Annotated in this window: 20 protein-coding genes; 17 read left to right on the forward strand and 3 right to left on the reverse strand. The window is 33.0% G+C overall.

What is annotated here, in order from left to right; genetic code table 11:
• The first annotated feature begins 252 nt into the window (after positions 1-252).
• From J5E45_RS12385 to J5E45_RS12405, 5 genes are all read left to right on the forward strand, one after another.
• Positions 253-1,233, forward strand: a complete 981-nt coding sequence (locus tag J5E45_RS12385) for a YeiH family protein (RefSeq protein ID WP_069792538.1) — start codon at positions 253-255, stop codon at positions 1,231-1,233.
• Between the two features lie 72 nt (positions 1,234-1,305).
• Entirely contained in the window at positions 1,306-2,673 is a 1,368-nt protein-coding gene (locus J5E45_RS12390) for an EVE domain-containing protein (protein ID WP_039069104.1), read from the forward strand.
• A 371-nt stretch (positions 2,674-3,044) separates the two neighbouring features.
• Positions 3,045-3,428 carry a thiol-disulfide oxidoreductase DCC family protein gene (locus tag J5E45_RS12395; protein WP_039069103.1) on the forward strand — a complete coding sequence of 128 codons (384 nt, stop codon included), beginning with the start codon at positions 3,045-3,047 and terminating at the stop codon, positions 3,426-3,428.
• A 33-nt stretch (positions 3,429-3,461) separates the two neighbouring features.
• Entirely contained in the window at positions 3,462-4,325 is an 864-nt protein-coding gene (gene rbsK / locus J5E45_RS12400) for a ribokinase (protein ID WP_208182294.1), read from the forward strand.
• 181 nt (positions 4,326-4,506) lie between these two features.
• Positions 4,507-4,956, forward strand: a complete 450-nt coding sequence (locus J5E45_RS12405; RefSeq protein WP_039069100.1) for a Dps family protein — start codon at positions 4,507-4,509, stop codon at positions 4,954-4,956.
• Positions 4,957-5,107: 151 nt separating this feature from the next.
• On the opposite strand, the gene deoD is transcribed toward J5E45_RS12405, so the two are convergent.
• Entirely contained in the window at positions 5,108-5,818 is a 711-nt protein-coding gene (deoD, locus tag J5E45_RS12410; RefSeq protein WP_208182295.1) for a purine-nucleoside phosphorylase, read from the reverse strand.
• A 173-nt stretch (positions 5,819-5,991) separates the two neighbouring features.
• Here deoD and deoC point away from each other — a divergent pair, with 173 nt between their 5' ends.
• The 4 genes from deoC (at position 5,992) to J5E45_RS12430 (ending at position 9,570) form a co-directional block, all read left to right on the forward strand.
• Entirely contained in the window at positions 5,992-6,654 is a 663-nt protein-coding gene (deoC, locus tag J5E45_RS12415; protein WP_039069097.1) for a deoxyribose-phosphate aldolase, read from the forward strand.
• Positions 6,655-6,719: 65 nt separating this feature from the next.
• A complete protein-coding gene (locus J5E45_RS12420; protein ID WP_208182296.1) occupies positions 6,720-8,021 on the forward strand; it encodes a pyrimidine-nucleoside phosphorylase in 1,302 nt (433 codons plus the stop codon).
• A gap of 11 nt (positions 8,022-8,032) precedes the next feature.
• On the forward strand, positions 8,033-9,220 hold the full coding sequence (gene deoB / locus J5E45_RS12425) for a phosphopentomutase (protein ID WP_208182297.1): 1,188 nt from the start codon (positions 8,033-8,035) through the stop codon (positions 9,218-9,220).
• Entirely contained in the window at positions 9,217-9,570 is a 354-nt protein-coding gene (locus J5E45_RS12430; RefSeq protein ID WP_039069094.1) for a DoxX family protein, read from the forward strand. Before deoB ends, J5E45_RS12430 begins: the two co-directional genes overlap by 4 nt.
• Before the next feature lie 238 nt (positions 9,571-9,808).
• Here J5E45_RS12430 and J5E45_RS12435 read toward each other — a convergent pair whose 3' ends face one another.
• Positions 9,809-10,279: an S-ribosylhomocysteine lyase gene (locus tag J5E45_RS12435; RefSeq protein WP_208182298.1), complete on the reverse strand. Its 471-nt coding sequence runs from the start codon at positions 10,277-10,279 to the stop codon at positions 9,809-9,811.
• Between the two features lie 269 nt (positions 10,280-10,548).
• On the opposite strand from J5E45_RS12435, the gene J5E45_RS12440 reads away from it, so the two are divergent.
• The 3 genes from J5E45_RS12440 (at position 10,549) to J5E45_RS12450 (ending at position 13,841) form a co-directional block, all read left to right on the forward strand.
• Complete coding sequence (locus J5E45_RS12440; RefSeq protein ID WP_101051247.1) at positions 10,549-11,733, forward strand: M20 family metallopeptidase; 1,185 nt, start codon at positions 10,549-10,551, stop codon at positions 11,731-11,733.
• Positions 11,730-12,932, forward strand: coding sequence for an L-aspartate--L-methionine ligase LdmS (gene ldmS, locus J5E45_RS12445; protein ID WP_208182299.1), 1,203 nt, complete (start codon positions 11,730-11,732; stop codon positions 12,930-12,932). The genes J5E45_RS12440 and ldmS overlap by 4 nt, the downstream gene beginning before the upstream one ends.
• Positions 12,933-13,175: 243 nt before the next feature.
• Entirely contained in the window at positions 13,176-13,841 is a 666-nt protein-coding gene (locus tag J5E45_RS12450; RefSeq protein WP_101051249.1) for a DUF2750 domain-containing protein, read from the forward strand.
• Between the two features lie 77 nt (positions 13,842-13,918).
• Here the strand turns inward: J5E45_RS12450 and coaW are convergent, their stop codons facing one another.
• A complete protein-coding gene (gene coaW / locus J5E45_RS12455) occupies positions 13,919-14,716 on the reverse strand; it encodes a type II pantothenate kinase (RefSeq protein ID WP_101051250.1) in 798 nt (265 codons plus the stop codon).
• 300 nt (positions 14,717-15,016) lie between these two features.
• Between coaW and J5E45_RS12460 the strand changes: the two genes are divergently transcribed.
• From J5E45_RS12460 to J5E45_RS12480, 5 genes are all read left to right on the forward strand, one after another.
• The gene (locus J5E45_RS12460; protein WP_039069086.1) at positions 15,017-15,877 is read left to right on the forward strand and encodes a GNAT family N-acetyltransferase; all 861 of its coding nucleotides are present in this window, start codon (positions 15,017-15,019) and stop codon (positions 15,875-15,877) included.
• Positions 15,878-15,986: 109 nt separating this feature from the next.
• Entirely contained in the window at positions 15,987-16,538 is a 552-nt protein-coding gene (gene rpoE, locus J5E45_RS12465; protein WP_039069085.1) for a DNA-directed RNA polymerase subunit delta, read from the forward strand.
• Positions 16,539-16,853: 315 nt separating this feature from the next.
• On the forward strand, positions 16,854-18,464 hold the full coding sequence (locus J5E45_RS12470) for a CTP synthase (protein ID WP_039069083.1): 1,611 nt from the start codon (positions 16,854-16,856) through the stop codon (positions 18,462-18,464).
• Positions 18,465-18,722: 258 nt separating this feature from the next.
• The gene (gene fdaB / locus J5E45_RS12475) at positions 18,723-19,583 is read left to right on the forward strand and encodes a class IIb fructose-bisphosphate aldolase FdaB (RefSeq protein ID WP_039069082.1); all 861 of its coding nucleotides are present in this window, start codon (positions 18,723-18,725) and stop codon (positions 19,581-19,583) included.
• Between the two features lie 477 nt (positions 19,584-20,060).
• Complete coding sequence (locus J5E45_RS12480) at positions 20,061-21,320, forward strand: UDP-N-acetylglucosamine 1-carboxyvinyltransferase (RefSeq protein WP_039069081.1); 1,260 nt, start codon at positions 20,061-20,063, stop codon at positions 21,318-21,320.
• The last annotated feature ends 16 nt before the right edge of the window (positions 21,321-21,336 follow it).

Raw genomic sequence — 21,336 nt, forward strand, 5'->3', positions numbered from 1 at the left:
GTCTCAGCCTCAAATATTCTGTCATATATATAATTAGATAATATGAAATAGATACATTATTTTATTTCAAATTAACTATTCATATCTATCGTATAAGTATGTGAAATTAATAAATATATATGCCAATTAAATGATGATTTGACTTTTTGATACCTTTTTATAAACTGCTAAAAATTACTTAAACCATTTGAACTTTAAAAGTTTACGATGGATAAATATGTTAAAATAGAATTTAAATTGGGGGTGACAAGATTGGATAAAGTAAGAGGAGTTGTTATGACATTAGTTATCGCGATGGTAGCCACAATCATGGGCAGTAAATTCCCCATAATTGGAAGTGCTATTTTTGCCATAATACTTGGTATAATAATTAATAATGTAATCTTAATTCCCAAAAAATATGAAGCAGGTATTAAATTCAGTAGTAAGAAAATACTGCATTATAGTATTGTAGTATTAGGGTTTACACTAAGCTTTCAATCCATAGGCGTCATTGGATGGAAATCATTACCAATTATTATTGTTACATTATGTGCTGCGTTTTTGGCAGTATTCTTATTGATGAAAATACTTAAAATAAATGAGCATCTCAGTATATTAATTGGTGTTGGTACAGCGATATGTGGTGGTTCTGCTATCGCAGCAACGAGCCCAGTTATCAAGGCGAGAGAAAGCGAAGTTGCTTTTGCAATTTCAACTATTTTCTTATTTAATTTATTGGCTGTTTTTATCTTTCCACCTTTAGGTCACATTATGCATATGAGTCAAAGCGCGTTTGGCTATTTTGGTGGAACGGCTATTAATGATACTTCAAGTGTGATTGCAGCAACATCAAATTATGGTAAAACAGCGTTAGAAACTGGTGCAGTTGTAAAATTAACACGCACATTAATGATTATCCCAGTGGTATTATTTTTTACATATAGAACGATACGTAAAGAAAGAGAAGCACAGACGGATACATCAATTGCTAAAATATTCCCATGGTTTATTGTATGGTTTGTTGTAGCTTCCTTAATTAGTACTATTTTCAATTTTTCACCAATGGTCATTAGCTTTTTCCAACAAGTATCATTATTTTTAATTACAATGGCTATGGCAGGTATTGGTTTGAACGTTAACTTTAATCAATTTAAGCAGGCTGGTTTCAAACCAGTATTACTTGGTTTAGTTACATGGGTTGTAGTGATTGTAACAAGTTTGATTACAATGAAGTTAGTTAACTTACTATAATGTTTGTTCTAAATGATTTTTTTGAATATAATAGGAAAAATAGAATTTTTATATGAGATAAGGAGTATCTAAATGGTAGAGGAAACAAGTTATTTTTGGTTAAACTGCGGTTATAATCGCTGGAATCATAATGAACCAATGGTAGGACAAACGACATTATTTGAATCAGGTGCACAATTTAATCCTTCACAAGGTTTCCGATCCTTTAAACAAGCTAAAGTAGGAGATCGAGTTGTCTTCTATCAAGTACAGATGGATACTGGCTTATTAGGTTTTGGAGAAATTACAAGTGTTCAAACTGGCGCACAAAATAAAATTCGTGTTCATTTTCAGTTGCAAGAACAACTGAAGCCTTTAACAGCTGATTATTTAAAGAGAAGCGAACAATTAGAATTTAGAATGAGTAATATGAAAGAGACACTTTTTAATCAAATTACAAAAGAAGAATTTGAATTAATCGTTAGTTTAGGTAAAGGTGAAACTAAAATTCCTAGATACTTTTTTGTATCAGAAGCACAAGAGTTTGAACCAAAATCATATAATACAATTTATACACATACCTATAACGGGATTAAACGCAATGGTTACCATTTTTATACGCAACTTGAAATCGGTGATAAACTTGTTTTTTATAATAAAAAACGAGACCAATCTGTTATTGGTATAGGTGAAGTCAGTAAACATATACATGAAAAGGCGCCGATACCCGGTAGAACCAATAGTACTGCTATTGAAATTTATTTTGAAAAGGAAATTGAACCTGTATCACTTGGTACATTGAACAAGCATCCTAAATTAAAAAACATTTACTTTTTACAGGAAAATGCTAAACAAGCTATTGCTAGTTTGTCTCAAGTACAATACGAGGCAATACTTGATATGAGCGCAAATGATGGACTGAAATCACAATTTGAGTCCGTTCCTACTGAAAATGTTATTGATAAAGCGCAAGAAGAGTTGAAGCCATTCATTCTACTTGTTGTAGATAAAGGCGAAGGTCTAAAAGCGGCAGAAGACTTGTTACAGAAGACAAACGCGAATCCTGTAATAACAATAGGTCACCCTGATTTTTCTGAAGATATGCTTTATGGTAAATACTTACCAAATGAAACAGGTGCATTATATTATAGAGAAGGATTTATTACTAATCTCATGCCACGTAAAGATAAAAGTTATTTAGTGATAGATAACTTTAATCGAATTGATCCAGATGTATTTCAAGCTTATATCAATGTATTAGAAGGTTATGAAGTAACATTACCGCGATATAATAAAGATGGCACAATGGTAAAATGGTCTAGAAAGAAAGATTCATATTACCACTTTAACCCTAATTGGCATATTGTGGGTGTGACTTATGATAATTTAAATGATATTAAACAAAAGTATACCGAACAATTTTTAAAATACACTAGAATTGTGAAAGTAAATCAAGACTAATGTAAATGACCATCACTTATCACTAAGAGGATACGATGAATTTTTTAACCCTCTGTATACTTCGGAGCATATTAACTGCTGTCATAGTCTTGTCTTTAAAAGCGTTTGAATTATATTAACAACAGTTTAATATTAAGTTGGAATTTTAGATATTTGTATATTTTTTAATCGTGTAATTTAGCTTACAATCGTCTTATTTAAAGACGAGGTAAGCTTTTTTTATTGTGTTCATTTCATAAAATGAACAATATATCATTTATAGTGAATAACGGTATGATTTATTCTATGTAATTTAGGTTATAATAAATATAGGAGAATTTTAATTTATGAATAATTAACTATAAAGTTATATAATATAAGGAGTGGTGAATATGCCAATAGTTTATTATGATAGTAATTGTGTTTATTGTTATAATTATGCAATATGGTTGATACAAAAAGGTTTATCTAGACGGTACCAATTTGCGTCATTGCAAGGTGATACAGCACAGAACCTATTATCAAACTATCCTGAAACTCAACAATATGATAGCGTGATATTGCAAGAAGGAGATCACTTAGAATATAAATCAGATGCAATTACAACATTGATAACTTCATTGACTAATTATAAGTGGTTAGGGGTATTATTACATTTAACTCCTAAATTCATTAGAGATTTAGGTTATCAGTTATTTGCTGACAATAGAAATCATATGTGGAAAACACATTGGCATCAACCAAATGATTACGAAAAATCATTTTTTATTGATTAATGAATTTTAGCTGAAACTACGGAGGATACAATCATGGGGAAAATTATAGTGATAGGTAGCGCATCAATTGATTTGGTAGTACAAACAGAAATCTTACCTGAAGCCGGAGAGACAGTAATGGGGAGCTCTTTTTTTACAAACCCAGGAGGTAAAGGGGCAAACCAAGCAGTCGCAGCAGCTAGACTAAGTAATGAAGTCTATATGATTGGCGCTGTTGGTGACGATGATAATGGCAAACATATTCTATCAAATTTAGAACAGAATAATGTCAATACAACTTATATGGATATTATCGAAAATGAAAAGTCTGGTACTGCACATATCACTTTGTTTGATGATGATAACCGTATCATTGTTGTACCTGCATCAAATAATTATGTGACAGCAGAAAGTGTGCTGCCGAAACTTAAAAATTTTAGTGCTGGAGACATTATTGTAATGCAACACGAAATACCAGAGTCAACGATACAAGCTGTTGTTGATTATGCTATTGACCATGGTATGAAGGTTATATTAAATCCAGCGCCATATCGAAAGTTGGATAAAGCAATAATCGATAAAGTAACGTGGCTAACACCTAATGAAACTGAAAGTGAATTACTATTTGATTATCAAGTTGATGATGCATTAAAAGCATATCCACATAAATTGATTGTTACTAAGGGCGCTTCAGGAGCAATGTATTACAGTGATTCTCAACAGTTAGTCGAGGGATACAAAAAGCAAGTGATTGATACTACTGGTGCTGGTGATACATTTAATGGTGCATTAGCCGTTGCTCTAATTGAGAATAAGCCATTAGAACAAGCAGTTGCTTTTGCTAATTTAGCAGGTAGCTATTCAGTAACTGGATTAGGAGCTCAAGGTGCAATGCCGTACAGAAAAGACTTAGAATGAACAAGGTTTATTTATTCTATGGTAAAGGGCTATTGTCATCGATATATAGATTGAAATAATTCTAATTTAAACACGATAAATTCTTTACAAATTATAATGATTATAATATAATAATAGTTGTAATTAAGAAATTGTATTATCATTCTATGGAGATTATGAATTTTAAAAGGAGAGATTTTTTATGGCAAAAAATAATGAAGAAGTAGTAAAAGTATTAAACCAACAAGTAGCGAACTGGACAGTAGCATTCACTAAATTACACAATTTTCATTGGTACGTAAAAGGGCCTAATTTCTTCTCATTACACACTAAATTTGAAGAATTATATGATGAAGCAAGTCAATATATTGATGATTTAGCTGAACGTATTTTAGCAGCAGGAGGTAATCCAGTAGCAACCTTAAAAGAAAGTTTAGAACTTTCAATTATCGAAGAAGCTGGAAAAGGTTATAAAGCCGAAGAAATGGTTGAAGAACTTTCAAAAGATTTCGAGAATATATCTGAACAGTTAGAACAAGCGATTGAAGTTGCTTCAAATGCAGACGACGATGTAACTGAAGATATGTTCATCGGTATGCAAACAAACATTGATAAACATAATTGGATGTTAAAATCTTACTTAGGTAGATAAGTAAGTTATTATAAACTATAAATAAATATAAAAAGAAGCTTTTCAGATATTTTTGTACTGAAAAGCTTCTTTTTTATTTATCTCTGAAATTAATAGCTATACTGTTAGTTTTCTGCCACAGTGAAGATTAACAGTAATATTCAATCTTTAATTATTCGGCGATTTCTAACGCAATTTCCATCATTTGAGTAAATGAGTTTTGGCGTTCTTCGGCTGTTGTAGCTTCATCGCGTAAGATATGATCACTTACTGTGAAGATACCTAAAGCTTTTTTATTTGCATAAGTAGCATTTAAGTATAATGCTGCTGATTCCATTTCAATACCTAAGACACCCATACGTTGCCATCTCTCATTGAATGTTTCGTCAGCATTATAGAATGTGTCAGACGATAGGATATTACCAACATGAGTTGTTGCATCAATATCATCTGCTTTTTGTTTTGCTTTCAATATTAAGTCAAAATCTGCCAACGGTGCAAAGTGGCCTGGAATGTTGTATTGCTCAACATAACTAGAATTTGTTGAAGCACCTTGAGCAATGATAACGTCATAAAGGTTTACATTCTCTTGTAATGCACCACAAGAGCCGATGCGAATAATCGTTTCAACATCAAAGAAATTATAAAGTTCATAAGAATAGATACCAATACTTGGTACACCCATTCCGGAGCCCATTACTGATACTTCCTTACCATTGTATGTACCTGTATAGCCGAACATATTACGTACTTCGTTAAACTGTTCAACATTTTCTAAATAATTATCAGCAATATATTTTGCTCGAAGCGGATCGCCTGGCATTAATACAGTTTTAGCGATTTTAGTCCCATTAGGTTGAATATGAGGTGTTGCTTTTGTCATAGTCATCTTCTCCTTTAAATTCTTTATCAAATTAAAGATAACATTTGTTTATTATTTTTGCTAATTTTTGTAATATAGAGATAAAGAAAAGTTGTTTATTAAGGATATGTTATTAATTTTGCTTTATAATTATGAGTGGTATGAAAACATATAGATAATTAGGAGGATTTAATATGAATTACGCAAAATATATAGATCACACATTACTTAAACCTGAGTCTACGAGAGCTCAAATTGATAAAATTATTGAGGAAGCTAAGTCATTTAGCTTTAAATCAGTTTGTATCAATCCTACACATGTTAAATATGCTGCAGAACAACTTAAAGGTTCTGATGTATTAGTATGTACGGTTATCGGGTTTCCTTTAGGTGCATCTACAACAGAAACAAAGATGTTTGAAGTTGAAGATGCGATTAAAAATGGCGCGTCTGAAGTAGATATGGTCATCAATATTGGGGCATTAAAAGACGGTCGTTTCGATGAAGTACAAAAAGATATTGAAGGCGTAGTAGGCGCTGCAAATGGAAAAACAGTTAAAGTTATTATTGAAACATGCCTATTAACAGATGAAGAGAAAGTTAAAGCATCAGAATTAAGTAAAGCAGCTGGTGCAGATTTTGTTAAAACTTCAACAGGATTTGCTGGCGGAGGAGCTACTCCGGAAGATGTGAAATTAATGAAAGATACTGTAGGAGACGATTTAGAAGTTAAAGCATCAGGTGGTGTAAGAAACTTAGAAGACTTTAACCAAATGCTTGAAGCGGGCGCAACGCGAATTGGTGCAAGTGCAGGTGTTCAAATCGTTCAAGGTTTAGAAAGTAATTCTGATTATTAATTAATCATTTAACATGGGAATATCAATGTTTTTACGTCTTTATTTGAAAAGGGAGGCCAACTCATATGAGAATGGTAGATATTATTGAAAAAAAACGTGATGGACAAATATTAACTAAACAGGAAATTGAGTATTTTATTAATGAATATACCAATGATAATATTCCAGATTATCAAGCATCAAGTTTAGCTATGGCGATATATTTTCAAGATATGAATGATGACGAACGTGCAGCATTAACAATGGCTATGGTAAATTCTGGTGACGTCATAGATTTATCTGATATCGAAGGGATTAAAGTAGATAAACATTCAACTGGCGGTGTGGGCGATACAACTACATTAGTATTAGCGCCTTTAGTTGCATCAGTAGGTGTGCCTGTAGCAAAAATGAGCGGGCGTGGATTAGGGCATACTGGTGGAACGATTGATAAATTAGAATCTGTCGAAGGGTTCCACGTAGAAATCAGCGAAGATAAATTTGTTAAGTTAGTTAATGAAGCGAAAGTCGCTGTTATAGGTCAAAGTGGTAACCTCACACCAGCAGATAAAAAGTTATATGGGCTTCGTGATGTTACAGGAACTGTAAATTCAATTCCATTAATTGCTTCATCAATCATGAGTAAAAAAATTGCCGCAGGTGCAGATGCCATTGTGTTAGACGTGAAAACAGGTAATGGTGCATTTATGAAGACAATTGAAGAGGCTGAAGCGTTAGCGCATGCAATGGTTCGTATTGGTAACAATGTAGGTAGAAATACGATGGCTATCATTTCTGACATGGGCCAACCGTTAGGTAATGCTATTGGAAATGCTTTAGAAGTTAAAGAAGCAATTGAAACTTTACAAGGTAAAGGGCCAAAAGACCTTACAGAATTAGTTATGACATTAGGCTCACAAATGATTGTCGTAGGTGGTAAAGCTAAGGATTTGGGTGAAGCACGTCAATTGTTAGAAAATGCAATTCAAAATGGTTCAGCACTAGAAACATTTAGAACGTTTTTAGAAAATCAAGATGGAGACGGTTCAGTTGTAGATGATGTTGAAAAATTACCACAAGCTAAGTATCAAATTGAATTACTAGCGCCAAAATCTGGCATTGTAACTGAAATTGTTGCCAATGAAATAGGAGTTGCTTCCATGATGTTAGGTGCAGGAAGACAAACAAAAGAAGATGATATTGATTTAAGTGTTGGTCTCATACTACATAAAAAAGTGGGAGACAAGGTGAATGAAGGAGAAGCATTATTAACCATTCATAGTAATAAAGAACAAATTGATGACGTTAAAGATAAACTCAATCAAAATATCACAATAAGTCAAACTGGTACTGAACCGACATTGATTCACGAAATTATTACTGAATAGGAGTGAACGTCATGACTACACCGTTTAAACGTGTACATTTAATCGTTATGGATTCAGTTGGCATTGGAGAAGGACCGGATGCCAAAGCTTTTAACGATGAAGGTAGCCATACATTAAAACACACATTAGAAGGTTTTAATCAAACCTTACCAAACTTACAAAAGCTTGGTTTAGGTAATATTGATCCATTACCGATTATTGGACAAGAATCCCAGCCACAAGCTTTTTACACTAAAATGAGTGAAGCTTCAGTGGGTAAAGACACAATGACTGGTCATTGGGAAATTATGGGCTTAAATATAATGCAACCTTTTAAAGTATACCCAGAAGGCTTTCCTGAAGAACTTGTCAGTGAAATAGAATCATTAACTGGTCGTAAAGTTGTGGCTAATCGTCCTGCTTCTGGAACGCAGATTATTGATGAATGGGGCGAGCATCAAATGAAAACAGGTGATTTGATAGTTTATACTTCAGCGGACCCTGTACTTCAAATTGCTGCACATGAAGACATTATACCCTTGGAAGAATTGTATGATATCTGTGAGAAGGTTAGAGAGTTAACTAAAGTCCCAAAATACTTGATAGGTAGAATTATTGCTAGACCTTATATAGGCGAGCCTGGTGCATTTACAAGAACTTCAAATAGACATGACTATGCTTTAAAACCATTCGGTAGAACAGTGATGAATGAATTAAAAGACAATGGTTATGATGTGATTGCTTTAGGCAAAATCAATGATATTTTTGATGGTGAAGGTGTGACTGAATCAATTCGTACCAAAGATAATATGGATGGTATGGATAAATTAGTTGAAACTGTACAAAGAGACTTTAATGGGATGAGTTTCTTAAACCTTGTTGATTTTGACGCGTTATATGGCCATCGTCGTGATAAAGGTGGTTATGCGCAAGCGCTTAAAGAGTTTGATGAGCGTCTACCAGAACTTATTAATCATTTACAGGAAGACGATCTTGTGATTATTACAGCCGACCATGGGAATGACCCGACTGCAGATGGCACAGACCATACAAGAGAGTTTATACCAGTATTGATGTTTAGCCCAAAAATTAAAGATTATCATGAATTAACAGTTGATAATACATTTAGTTCTTTAGGAGCAACGATTGCGGATAACTTTGGCGTGAAATTACCAGAGTTTGGTAGAAGTTACTTAAAAGAAATGGGTGTTGAAAAATGAATAAAATAGCAAGAGTAGTTTTTGGAATTGTTTTTAGCGTTGCTGGTGTCTTGCATTTTAAAGATGAACAAAAATTTAGAGCAATCGTACCGTCATATCTTCCGTTCAGAAAAGCAGCAGTGTTAATTACTGGTGTGTTTGAAGTTATTTTTGGTTTATTATTACTAACTCGCAAACCGTCACCATGCTTGAAAAAGTCTATCATTGCGTTTTTATGGGCTGTGTTTCCAGCCAATATTTACATGGCGCGTAACAATATGCCTTTAGGCGGCAAAGAACTACCAAAGTGGGCGTTGTATGGTAGGCTTCCGTTACAGTTTGTTATGATAAAGATGATAAGCAAACTATAAATTATGGTTTGAATAATACAGAAACGCTTCAGAGTGAACATTGATAAATGTATACTTTGAAGCGTTTTTTATTTAAGGGTAAGGTTACTATATATGATTTAAATAGTTCTAAATATAACACTTACGTTTGATAAAAAAGATGAAGTTAAGCATAGATTTTTAAGCTTAACTTCATCTTTTTATTAATAACAAATAATTATTTATGTTCTATTTTCATTGTAAAGACTTTAGTTTAAAGTTACTTATTATCGCCATAAATATCATGCCATTCATCTTTTTTATCTAAAAATGTTTGCGCGATGTCTTTTGCGCCTTCTAATGAATGACTCTCTGCCCAACCACATTGTACTTCATTACAAGCGGGTACTTCTGTAGCATTTAATACGTCTTGAATTGTTTTTTCGATGATTTGTAGTACATCTCCATAATCATCATGGTTAATGAATGAAACGTAAAAGCCAGTCTGACAACCCATTGGACTAATATCAACGACTTTATCTGAATGGTTACGGATATTTTCAGCCATAAGATGTTCTAGTGAGTGTAATCCAGGCATATCCATATGTTCTTTATTTGGCTGTTTGAAGCGGATGTCATATTTATGAATAACATCTCCGTTTGCGCCTTCCATTTTCCCTGCAAGTCTTAAAAATGGCGCAGATACGATTGTGTGATCTAAATTGAAGCTTTCAACATTCATTTTTGGCATGGTACGGCCCTCCTAATATTTTACCTAAGGTAATTGTAACAAGACCAAACAGTATTTACAATTTCTGTATTTGGGTAAACCCATAGAACAACTATCAGTTATTATAAATTTCAGAAAATTAATGACAGAATCCAATAAACCCGATAGAATAAGTAATAATTAAAACAAGTTTTGTACGTTATAAATTGTGTTATTAAATAAATTACTTATTGCGTTTCACTTTAGTGTTAATCGCTATAAAGGCAATATTAGGAGGGCGTATTTATACTATGGAAAACAAACAAATTATTTTAGATTACATAGAAAATGATAAATATAAATTTTTAGAAATGAGTCATCAAATACACCAAAGACCTGAATTAGGGAACGAAGAAATTTTTGCTTCTAGATCATTAATTGAAATGTTAATTGCAAATGATTTTGGAGTTGAAACGAATATTGCTGGTCATGCTACTGGTTTTATAGCTAGGTACGAATCAGATTTACCAGGTCCTACAATAGGATTTTTAGCAGAGTATGACGCTTTACCAGGTTTAGGTCATGCTTGTGGTCATAATATTATTGGAACAGCAAGCACTTTTGCAGGTATTGCGTTGAAGCAACTTATAAATAAAATAGGTGGGAAGGTTATTGTGCTTGGATGTCCAGCTGAAGAAGGTGGGGAAAATGGGAGCGCTAAAGCAACTTATGTTAAAGAAGGCGTAATTGATGAATTAGATATTGCATTAATGGTGCATCCTGGAAACGAAACTTATAGAACGATTGATACTTTAGCGGTAGATGTTTTAGATATCAAATTTTATGGTAAAAGTACACATGCTTCTGAAAATGCTGATGAAGCTAGAAATGCGTTGGACGCAATGATTTCTTATTTTAATGGTGTAGCGCAATTGAGACAACATATTAAAAATGGACAACGTGTACATGGTGTCATATTAGACGGTGGTAAAGCGGCCAATATAATTCCAGATTATACACATGCGCGTTTTTATACAAGAGCAACTTCACGTCAAGAATTAGATATATTAACAGAACGTGTAGGACATATTGCAAAAGGTGCAGCCATTCAAACTGGTTGTGATTATGAATTTGGCCCAATACAAAACGGCGTAAATGAATTTATAAAATCTTCTAAGTTAGACGATTTATTTGCGAAATACGCAACTGAAATGGGAGAAGCCGTTATAGATGACGATTTCGGATATGGGTCTACAGATACAGGGAATGTAAGCCACATCGTACCTACAATACATCCGCATATTAAAATAGGATCTCGCAATTTGGTTGGCCACACGCATAGATTTCGTGAAGCTGCAATAAGTACACACGGTGATAATGCCTTAATCAGAGGCACGAAGATTCTTGCCTTAATGGGCTTAGAATTAATCACTAATAAAGCGTTGTTTGATGAAATTATTGAGCAACACCGATATATAAAGGAGCATAAAAAATGAATAATCGAAGCTCTCTGCACCCTCAATTAACACTTAGTGATCTTTATGATTCTAGTATTGTCTATACTTCAAGGCCATCATACGTTTCAAATCCTTGGTTAGAGCCTGAAGAACATCAATCTAATTTTCTAACTGGTAGAGAGCTCATCATCGCTAACCAAATGCCTGTAATAGTACATGAGGCATGTGTTACAAATAAATTGGAAATATTGTTTGAAGCAGTGGGTAAAGTTATCCCTTCAAATATTATTCAATTTAATGATCAAAGAAGTTATGAACAGGTGATTCAAGATTTAGCAATAAATGACAATAAAAAAATATATTTTCAATATATTCACGGTGAAGATATTGTAAACAAAGCGCATTATGCGTTAAATAAAGATGTTTTTATGGCTTTAAATAATAAAGCACGGATTCCAGAATGGACTAATTACAAATATTTACCTAAAAGAGAAGTTGTAGGGATTGATGATTTTAGTGATGCGGTTTCTTTTTGGGCATTTCCATTTGTTTTAAAACCTGGTGATGACTTACCGACAGCAGGTGGATATGGTGTTATGATTTGTAATAATGAAAGGGATTTAGAGCAAGCTAAAATCCGAATTGAAAAAGCAAAAAATGAAACAGATACAATTATTATAGAGCAAAAAGTAGAAATAGTTACGAATTATTGTGTACAATTTGCATATTCTAAAGATACAGGTATTCAATACATTGGTACATCCGACCAGATTACAGATAATTATGGTTCTTACAAAGGGAACCAAAATACACATGATGTTCCACAATCAGTGATTCAAGCTGGCAGAGAAATAATGGAAATAGGCGTAGCAGAAGGGTACTTTGGTATCGCTGGGTTTGATTTGCTATTAGATAAACATGGAGAAGTATTTGCCATAGATTTAAATTTCAGACAAAATGGTTCAACGAGTATGTTATTGCTAGAACCTGAATTGCAAGGTAGATATCATAAATTCTTTAGTTATTTAGCACCAGATAATTGTGATAACGAACATTTCTTCGATACAATTGAAAAATATATAAATAAAGGTGTCTTATTCCCATTATCATATTATGACGGTGATTGGTATAAGAATGAAACTGTTAAATCAAGGTTTGGTTGTATTTGGCACGGAGAAAGTAAAGTGTTAGTGGAAGCAATGGAGCAACAGTTTTTAAAAGAACTGAAAAAAGGCTGATATAATCTATAGAACCTATTAAAAGATGAATGTAGGTAATTTTCTCAGTATCGTATAGAAAGTTGATATGCCTATGACAGTAAGCATAAGGCTCTTTCACAGTAACAGCTGTTTGCTGTCAAACTTTTATCATGAATATAAGTTGTATGTCTTCTCGTTTATTATCGGCGATTGACTAGAACCATGCAGTCCTTTATATTCTTAATATAGGTAATTTATTATGAATGGATTGAAGGTGTTTTGATGTCTTATAAAGAAAACTCATTTTTTAAAGAAATATTAATTAATGAAGTATTTTATGTTGCAACGGAAGCAAAAGAATTAATCAGACAAGAAGTAGATGATAACAAGGTCGTATGTACATGGTCTGATAAAGAGACTGCTGAAGCTTACTTGAAAAAGCAAAAAATTGATTACGATAAAATTAAGAAGATAGATATCGATCGCTTTGTAACTTATGAAATCGATAATGTCTTTGAAGATAACGAACAAGTATTGATGAATCCTACTTCTGAAAAAGACGGTGAACTTATACCTATCGCAGAAGCTACGAATGAATTAATGTCTGATTTAGATAACATTCGTTTGAAAGAATTTGTTAAAGATGTTGCAAAAGAAGACGCAGTATTCGGTTTGACAAATAAAAGCGTTAAACAATTTCTTATGATTAGTGATGAATCACATCAAAGACCTAATATCATGCCTGTATGGAGTATCAAAAACAGAGCTGAGAAGGTAAGAGATGAAGATTTTGAAGAGTGCGACATCATAGAAGTAGAAGGCGAAGTATTTGCTGAATGGTTAGATAACCTAAGAGATGATGATAACGCAGTTGCAATTGATTTGAAACCAGGCGTTTTAGGTAGTGTAGTACCTGCACAAAAAGTATTGGATCAGCTTCCTTTTTAAATTAAAAGGGCTCTAAGACATGAAAATATGTCTCGGAGTCCTTTTATCTTTACAGGCAGTAAATAATTGGATTTTGTTTATAAATGAATAGCACCTAGTGCCCCTGAAAAGGCGCCATGTTCAATATAATACGGTTTGAAGCCTCTTAACACGGTATAGTCTTTAACGACTTCTTTCAATAATTCATTGTTATGGAATGATGAACCGATATATGCAACATTTTCTGTGCTATGTTCTCTAGCTACAGTGATAGACATCGTAGTGATAACTTCACCGACGACACCTATGACAGAAGCCAATTTATCAGAATCTGTAAAGTTAGTATCTAAATTATGTAAGACATTACCAAAGTTTGCTGCTGTTAAATCACCAGATATGGGTGGCTCACTATCTTTATATATGTGTTTTACTTTCAAGTCAATAATATCTCTATTACCGTTTTGAGCAGTATCGGTTAATTTTTTATAGTCTTTTATTCCGGTTAATAGATAACCTAGGCCTTGTATCATACCGCCGCCAGTACCAACGCCACCGACACGCTGTTGACTATCTCCATTAGAAAAATGTATAGAAGTACCTGTACCTACATTTGTGAAAATGTAATCATCTAAAAAGTGTCCTTGTTCTTCAAGCAGTATTTCTAGCCCTTTGGCAGCTGCATCAAATTCAACAAATACACGTGCATCAAAATTTAATTTTTCATTTATGAGTGCAGCTTGACCGCCTGTCAAACTAATACTTTCACAGTCTTGTTGGCTCAACCATTTGATGACATCATCGATTTCCGTTGTTAATCTTGTATTATATTCACGTTTACCGGCATAATCTTGAACAATTTTAATAAGCGTTCCACCAGCATCGATGCCAATTTTCATCTTTGAATTCCTCCTAAAAAATTTCCATTTTAACTAATAGTATAATAAAATTTAAGAAAATCAACTAAGAATTTACTAGAGTAGCAATTTCTTCACTTGAATTAAGATTAAATATGAAAATAAATGAGTGAAATATAGACTCACATATTTTATCTTTTGAGAGAATAATTAGAATAGGCAAAATATCAATAAGTAATAGAGCGATGAATATATTTTAAAATTAATTCTAGTTTTATAGATTATTTCATGTGTAATAGTGGTATTAATAATTACTACTACGTTTTTAATAGGGGATATTAAATGGTGATTAAGCAAAATTTTGAAAATATTATAGTACAACCGTTTGAAGAAAAGTATAGAAAAGCACTTTATAATTTTAATTTAAATGAACGTCAACAAATCTATTCTTCTTTACCGAAAGATGTATTAGACGATGCAATAAATGATGAGGACAGAATCCCTAACATCGCACTAAATGAAGCGGGAGATGTTATTGGTTTTTTTGTGTTACATCAATATTATCAACATGAAGGATATGATACACCAAGCCAAGTCATTTATGTTAGGTCTTTATCTGTAAATGAAGATTACCAAGGTTATGGCTATGGCACGAAGATGATGATGTATTTGCCTCAATATGTTCAAGATTTATTTCCAAATTTTAACCACTTATATCTTGTGGTTGACGCAGAAAATAAAGGTGCATGGAATGTATATGAACGTGCAGGGTTTATGCATGCTGCGACAAAAGAAGAAGGGCCTATTGGCAAAGAGCGATTATATTATTTAGATTTGGATTCTAAGCATGTCTCATCGTTAAAATTAAAGCCAAATACAGACGAACAACCTTTTAACATCCATATCATAGATTTAATTAAAGATGGTCAAAAAGTTGGTTTTATAGCTATTGAACGACATGATGGAAGAATGAATATTTCTAAGATTGAAGTTAATAAAGATAAAAGACATCACGGTATTGCAGAAAGCGCGTTGAGACAACTAGCAACATATGTCAGAAAACATTTTGATGATGTGGAACTTCTTACTATTACACTTTTTGGAGAGAATAATGAATTAAAATCATTATGTATAAATAGTAATTTTGTTGAAATTGAAGCAGCTGATGACTTTATTGTTTTTGAAAAATATATAAATTACTAAATGCGATTGCGAAATTAAGCATTGTCATTTATAATTTACATTTGTTATTATTACTTATGATGAACTTAGTACTGATTTGGATAAACGCCTTTGAAAGGAAGAATAAATAATGAGAATTCAAGATTATACAAAAGAAATGGTTGATGAGAAATCATTTATCGATATGGCTTATACATTATTAAACGAAAAAAATGATACGATGAATTTATATGATATCATTGATGAATTTAAAGCACTAGGCCACTATGAAGATGGGCAGATTGAAGATAGAATTGTTCAATTTTATACGGATTTAAACACAGATGGACGTTTTCTAAATGTTGGAGAAAATATTTGGGGGTTACGTGATTGGTATTCAGTTGCTGATATCGAAGAGAAAATTGCTCCAACAATTCAAAAATTCGACATTTTAGATGACGATGCTGAAGAAGATAAAAACTTAAAACTGCTTGGTGAAGATGAAACTGACGACGATGATGATATTCCAGCGGTAACTGATGACCAAGAAACACTAAACGATCCAGAAGACCCTGAAGAAGACGATGTAGATGAAGACCTAAATGAATCGGATATCGTTATCGATGAGGACGACGAAGATTTTGATGAAGAAGACGAAGAAGACGATGAAAATGAAGAAGAAGAAGAGGATTTTGAAGAATAATTCTTTGAGATTTAATTGACTTTTTCCAGGAACATGATAAAATTTTATTCGGGCTCCTTTAAATAGGACGACGTGTATAAATAATATACGCTCCCCCTTACAACCATGTGAGAGGGAGCGATTTTTTTATTTAAATTACTATATAAGCTTTATAATATTTTTAATTTAGGTGATTGTTTGTAAAGGCAATTCGTACATATAAATCATTTGCTATGTAAAAACTACCTCACAAATTAATTAACCACTGAATTGGAAATGTATTTGTCAATCATAGGTATTGAAGGAAATTACTGTTTTAATAATAGGAGGCAGAACATGACAAAATTTATTTTTGTAACTGGTGGAGTTGTTTCTTCATTGGGTAAAGGTATCACAGCAGCATCTTTAGGAAGATTATTAAAAGATAGAGGATTAAAAGTAACTATCCAAAAATTCGATCCCTATTTAAACGTAGATCCAGGTACGATGAGTCCTTATCAACATGGTGAGGTATTTGTAACGGATGACGGTGCAGAAACAGACCTAGACTTAGGACATTACGAAAGATTTATTGATATAAATTTAAATAAATATTCAAATGTAACTGCAGGTAAAGTCTATTCTCATGTATTGAAAAAAGAACGCCGTGGTGATTACTTAGGTGGTACTGTACAAGTTATTCCACATATTACAAATGAAATAAAAGAACGTTTACTTTTAGCAGGGGAAAGTACAAATGCAGATGTTGTTATTACTGAAATCGGTGGTACGACTGGTGATATTGAATCATTACCATTCATTGAAGCAATTAGACAAATTCGTAGTGACTTAGGGCGTGAAAATGTAATGTATGTACATTGTACGTTACTACCTTATATTAAAGCAGCCGGCGAAATGAAAACAAAACCAACACAACACAGTGTAAAAGAATTACGTGGACTTGGTATACAACCAGACTTAATTGTAGTTAGAACAGAATATGAATTAACACAAGACTTAAAAGATAAAATTGCCTTATTCTGTGATATTGATAAAGCAAGTGTTATCGAGTGTCGCGACGCTGACTCACTATACGAAATCCCATTACAATTAAGTAACCAAGATATGGATGATATTGTAATAAAACGTTTAGAATTGAACGCGAAATATGAAACACAATTAGATGAATGGCAATATTTATTAGATACTGTAAATAGTTTAGATGGAAAAATAACAATTGGTTTAGTAGGTAAGTATGTAAGCTTACAAGACGCTTATCTTTCAGTTGTAGAATCATTAAAACACGCGGGATATCCATTGAAAAAAGATATCGAAGTAAGATGGATTGATTCTAGTGAAGTAACAGATGACAACGTCTCAGAAGTCTTAGCTGATGTAGACGGTATCTTAGTACCGGGTGGATTTGGCTTCCGTGCGAGTGAAGGGAAAATTTCTGCAATTAAATATGCGCGCGAAAATAATGTACCTTACTTTGGTATATGTTTAGGTATGCAACTTGCAACTGTTGAGTTCGCTAGAAATGTAATCGGTCTTGACGGTGCACATTCTGCTGAGTTAGATCCTAGTACGCCACATCCAATTATCGATTTATTACCTGAACAAAAAGATATTGAAGACTTAGGTGGTACATTACGTTTAGGATTATATCCTTGCCATATTCAAGAAGGTACTTTAGCTCACGATATTTATAACGAAACAAATATTGAAGAAAGACATCGTCATCGTTATGAATTCAATAACGATTATAGAGAACAACTTGAAGCAAACGGCATGGTCTTTTCTGGTACTAGTCCAGATGGCCGTTTAATTGAAATGGTAGAGATTCCTGAAAATGACTTCTTCATTGCTTGTCAATTCCATCCAGAATTTTTATCAAGACCTAACCGTCCACAACAGATTTTTAAAGCATTTATTGAAGCATCTTTAAAACATCAACAAAGTAAATAATATATAGATTAAACGTGATATCAGAAAGTTAGTATTTAACTTATTTCTAATATCGCGTTTTTTATAGGTGTATAAAAATATAAAATTTAAATTGTTGTATTTATTTAAAAAATGGTATAAATTATAAGGTTTTCTCTTTTTGAATAAAAAATGTAAAATAAAAACGCTTACAATTATATAGAAGAATGCAAAAATGATAGGACTTTGATATAATTAGATTGTAAAAATATGTGCTTAAAGCACCAAGGAGGAACTTTCATGCCTTTAGTTTCAATGAAAGAAATGTTAATAGACGCAAAAGAAAATGGTTACGCAGTTGGTCAATACAACTTAAATAACTTAGAGTTTACACAAGCGATTTTAGAAGCTTCTCAAGAAGAGAACGCTCCAGTAATCCTAGGTGTATCTGAAGGTGCTGCTCGTTACATGGGTGGTTTCTACACAGTTGTTAAAATGGTTGAAGGATTAATGCACGACAAAGAAATCACTATTCCTGTAGCAATTCACTTAGACCATGGTTCAAGCTTTGAAAAATGTAAAGAAGCAATCGATGCTGGTTTTACTTCAGTAATGATTGATGCTTCTCACGGTTCATTTGAAGACAATGTTGAAATCACTTCAAAAGTTGTTGAATATGCGCATGAACACGGCGTTTCAGTTGAAGCGGAATTAGGAACTGTTGGTGGACAAGAAGATGATGTTGTTGCTGAAGGTGTTATCTATGCAGATCCTAAAGAATGTCAAGAACTTGTTGAAAGAACAGGTATTGATACATTAGCTCCAGCCTTAGGTTCAGTACACGGACCTTACAAAGGTGAACCTAAATTAGGATTCAAAGAAATGGAAGAAATTGGTGCTTCTACTGGTTTACCTCTAGTATTGCATGGTGGTACAGGTATCCCTACTAAAGATATCCAAAAAGCAATCCCGTTTGGTACAGCTAAAATTAATGTAAATACTGAAAACCAAATTGCTTCTGCTAAAGCTGTTCGTGAAGCGTTAGATAATGACAAAGAAGTTTATGATCCTCGTAAATATTTAGGACCAGCTCGCGAAGCAATTAAAGCTACAGTAATTGGTAAAATTAAAGAGTTTGGTACATCTAACAAAGCTAAATAATTTAACTATTATATAGCAAACGTTGACTAGGTTATAATTGTTATAATGACATTCTACACTACTGCTAAGTGGCTTAAATCATAAGCACTGCGATTGTCTAATTATTAAATAAGCTTCTAATGAGCTTTTAGATCTCTAGTCATCTTCTGGGGCGAGAATATGAAATCAAAATTGAATTTTTGATTTCTGTTTCGTCCCATTTTTTATGTTATAATTTGTTAGGCTTTGAAAGCTGATAAATAGAATTACAGTGCTTTACATAATTTTTATAAATAAATCTTAAAAAAGTGATTTAAATTGTGAAATATTGGGAAATAGAAATTATAATGAAAAATTATATGCATTATACAGCACTTAATTAAATTTGAAATAGATTTTATGAAACTGTTGTGCTTTGCAAACTGTAATCATTTAATTTATAATGCAAATGATATATTGGAACAGAATATCGATTGAAAGGCAAAGGAGAACAAGCGAATGGTTCAAGAAGTGATTAAAATTAGAGGTGGTCAAACACTTAAAGGTGAAGTGAATATCCACGGTGCTAAAAACAGTGCAGTAGCAATTATACCAGCAGCGATTTTGGCTGAAGATAAAGTAACAATTGAAGGCCTTCCAGAAATCTCTGATGTAGAGACTTTAGTAAGTTTACTTGGAGATTTAAACATTGAAACGGAATTAGAAGGCATGACATTACATGTTGACCCTGAAAATATTGAAAATGCACCATTACCAAATAATAAAGTAGAATCATTACGTGCTTCTTATTATATGATGGGAGCAATGTTGGGAAGATTTAAAAAGTGTGTCATTGGTTTACCTGGCGGCTGCCCCTTAGGGCCAAGACCGATTGATCAACATATTAAGGGATTTAAAGCATTAGGCGCAAAAGTTGATGAATCAAGTAGCACTTCAATGAAGATTGAAGCAGATAGATTGGTTGGCGCAAATATATTTTTAGACATAGTAAGTGTAGGCGCTACGATTAATATCATGTTGGCAGCGGTACGCGCTGAAGGTCAGACAATTATTGAAAATGCAGCAAAAGAACCAGAAGTGGTAGATGTAGCGAATTTCTTAATGAGCCTTGGAGCTGATATTAAAGGTGCAGGCACAAGTACAATTAAAATTAATGGTGTAGAACGTTTGCATGGTTCACATCATCAAGTAATCCCAGATAGAATTGAAGCGGGTACATATATGTGTATAGCAGCTGCTTGTGGTGAAAATATCAGAATTAATAATATTATTCCAACGCATGTAGAACCACTTACAGTTAAGCTTAAAGAATTAGGTGTAGACATACAAGTTGATGATGACAGCGTACTTATTAAACGCAACACGCCTTATATTAGTGTCGATATTAAAACATTAGTATACCCAGGGTTTGCCACTGACTTACAACAACCAATAACACCATTACTATTTATGGCTGATGGTGTGTCGTTTGTTACTGAAACAATCTACCCAGCTCGTTTTAAACATGTAGATGAACTGAAAAATATGGGTGCAAACATTTCAGCAGACAATGGTACAGCAACTATAAAACCATCAAAATTAACTGGCGCAGAGGTTTATGCTAGTGATTTACGTGCAGGCGCTTGTCTGATTGTAGCTGGATTGCTAGCTGAAGATGTTACGACTATTTATAACGTCAAACATATTTATCGTGGTTATACAAATATCGTTAAAACTCTAAAATCACTTGGTGCAGATATTTGGACTGAAGAAGTTTGAAAAATGTGGTATACTA

This window comes from Staphylococcus shinii (genome assembly GCF_017583065.1).
In the GTDB taxonomy this organism is placed as follows: Bacteria; Bacillota; Bacilli; order Staphylococcales; family Staphylococcaceae; genus Staphylococcus; species Staphylococcus shinii.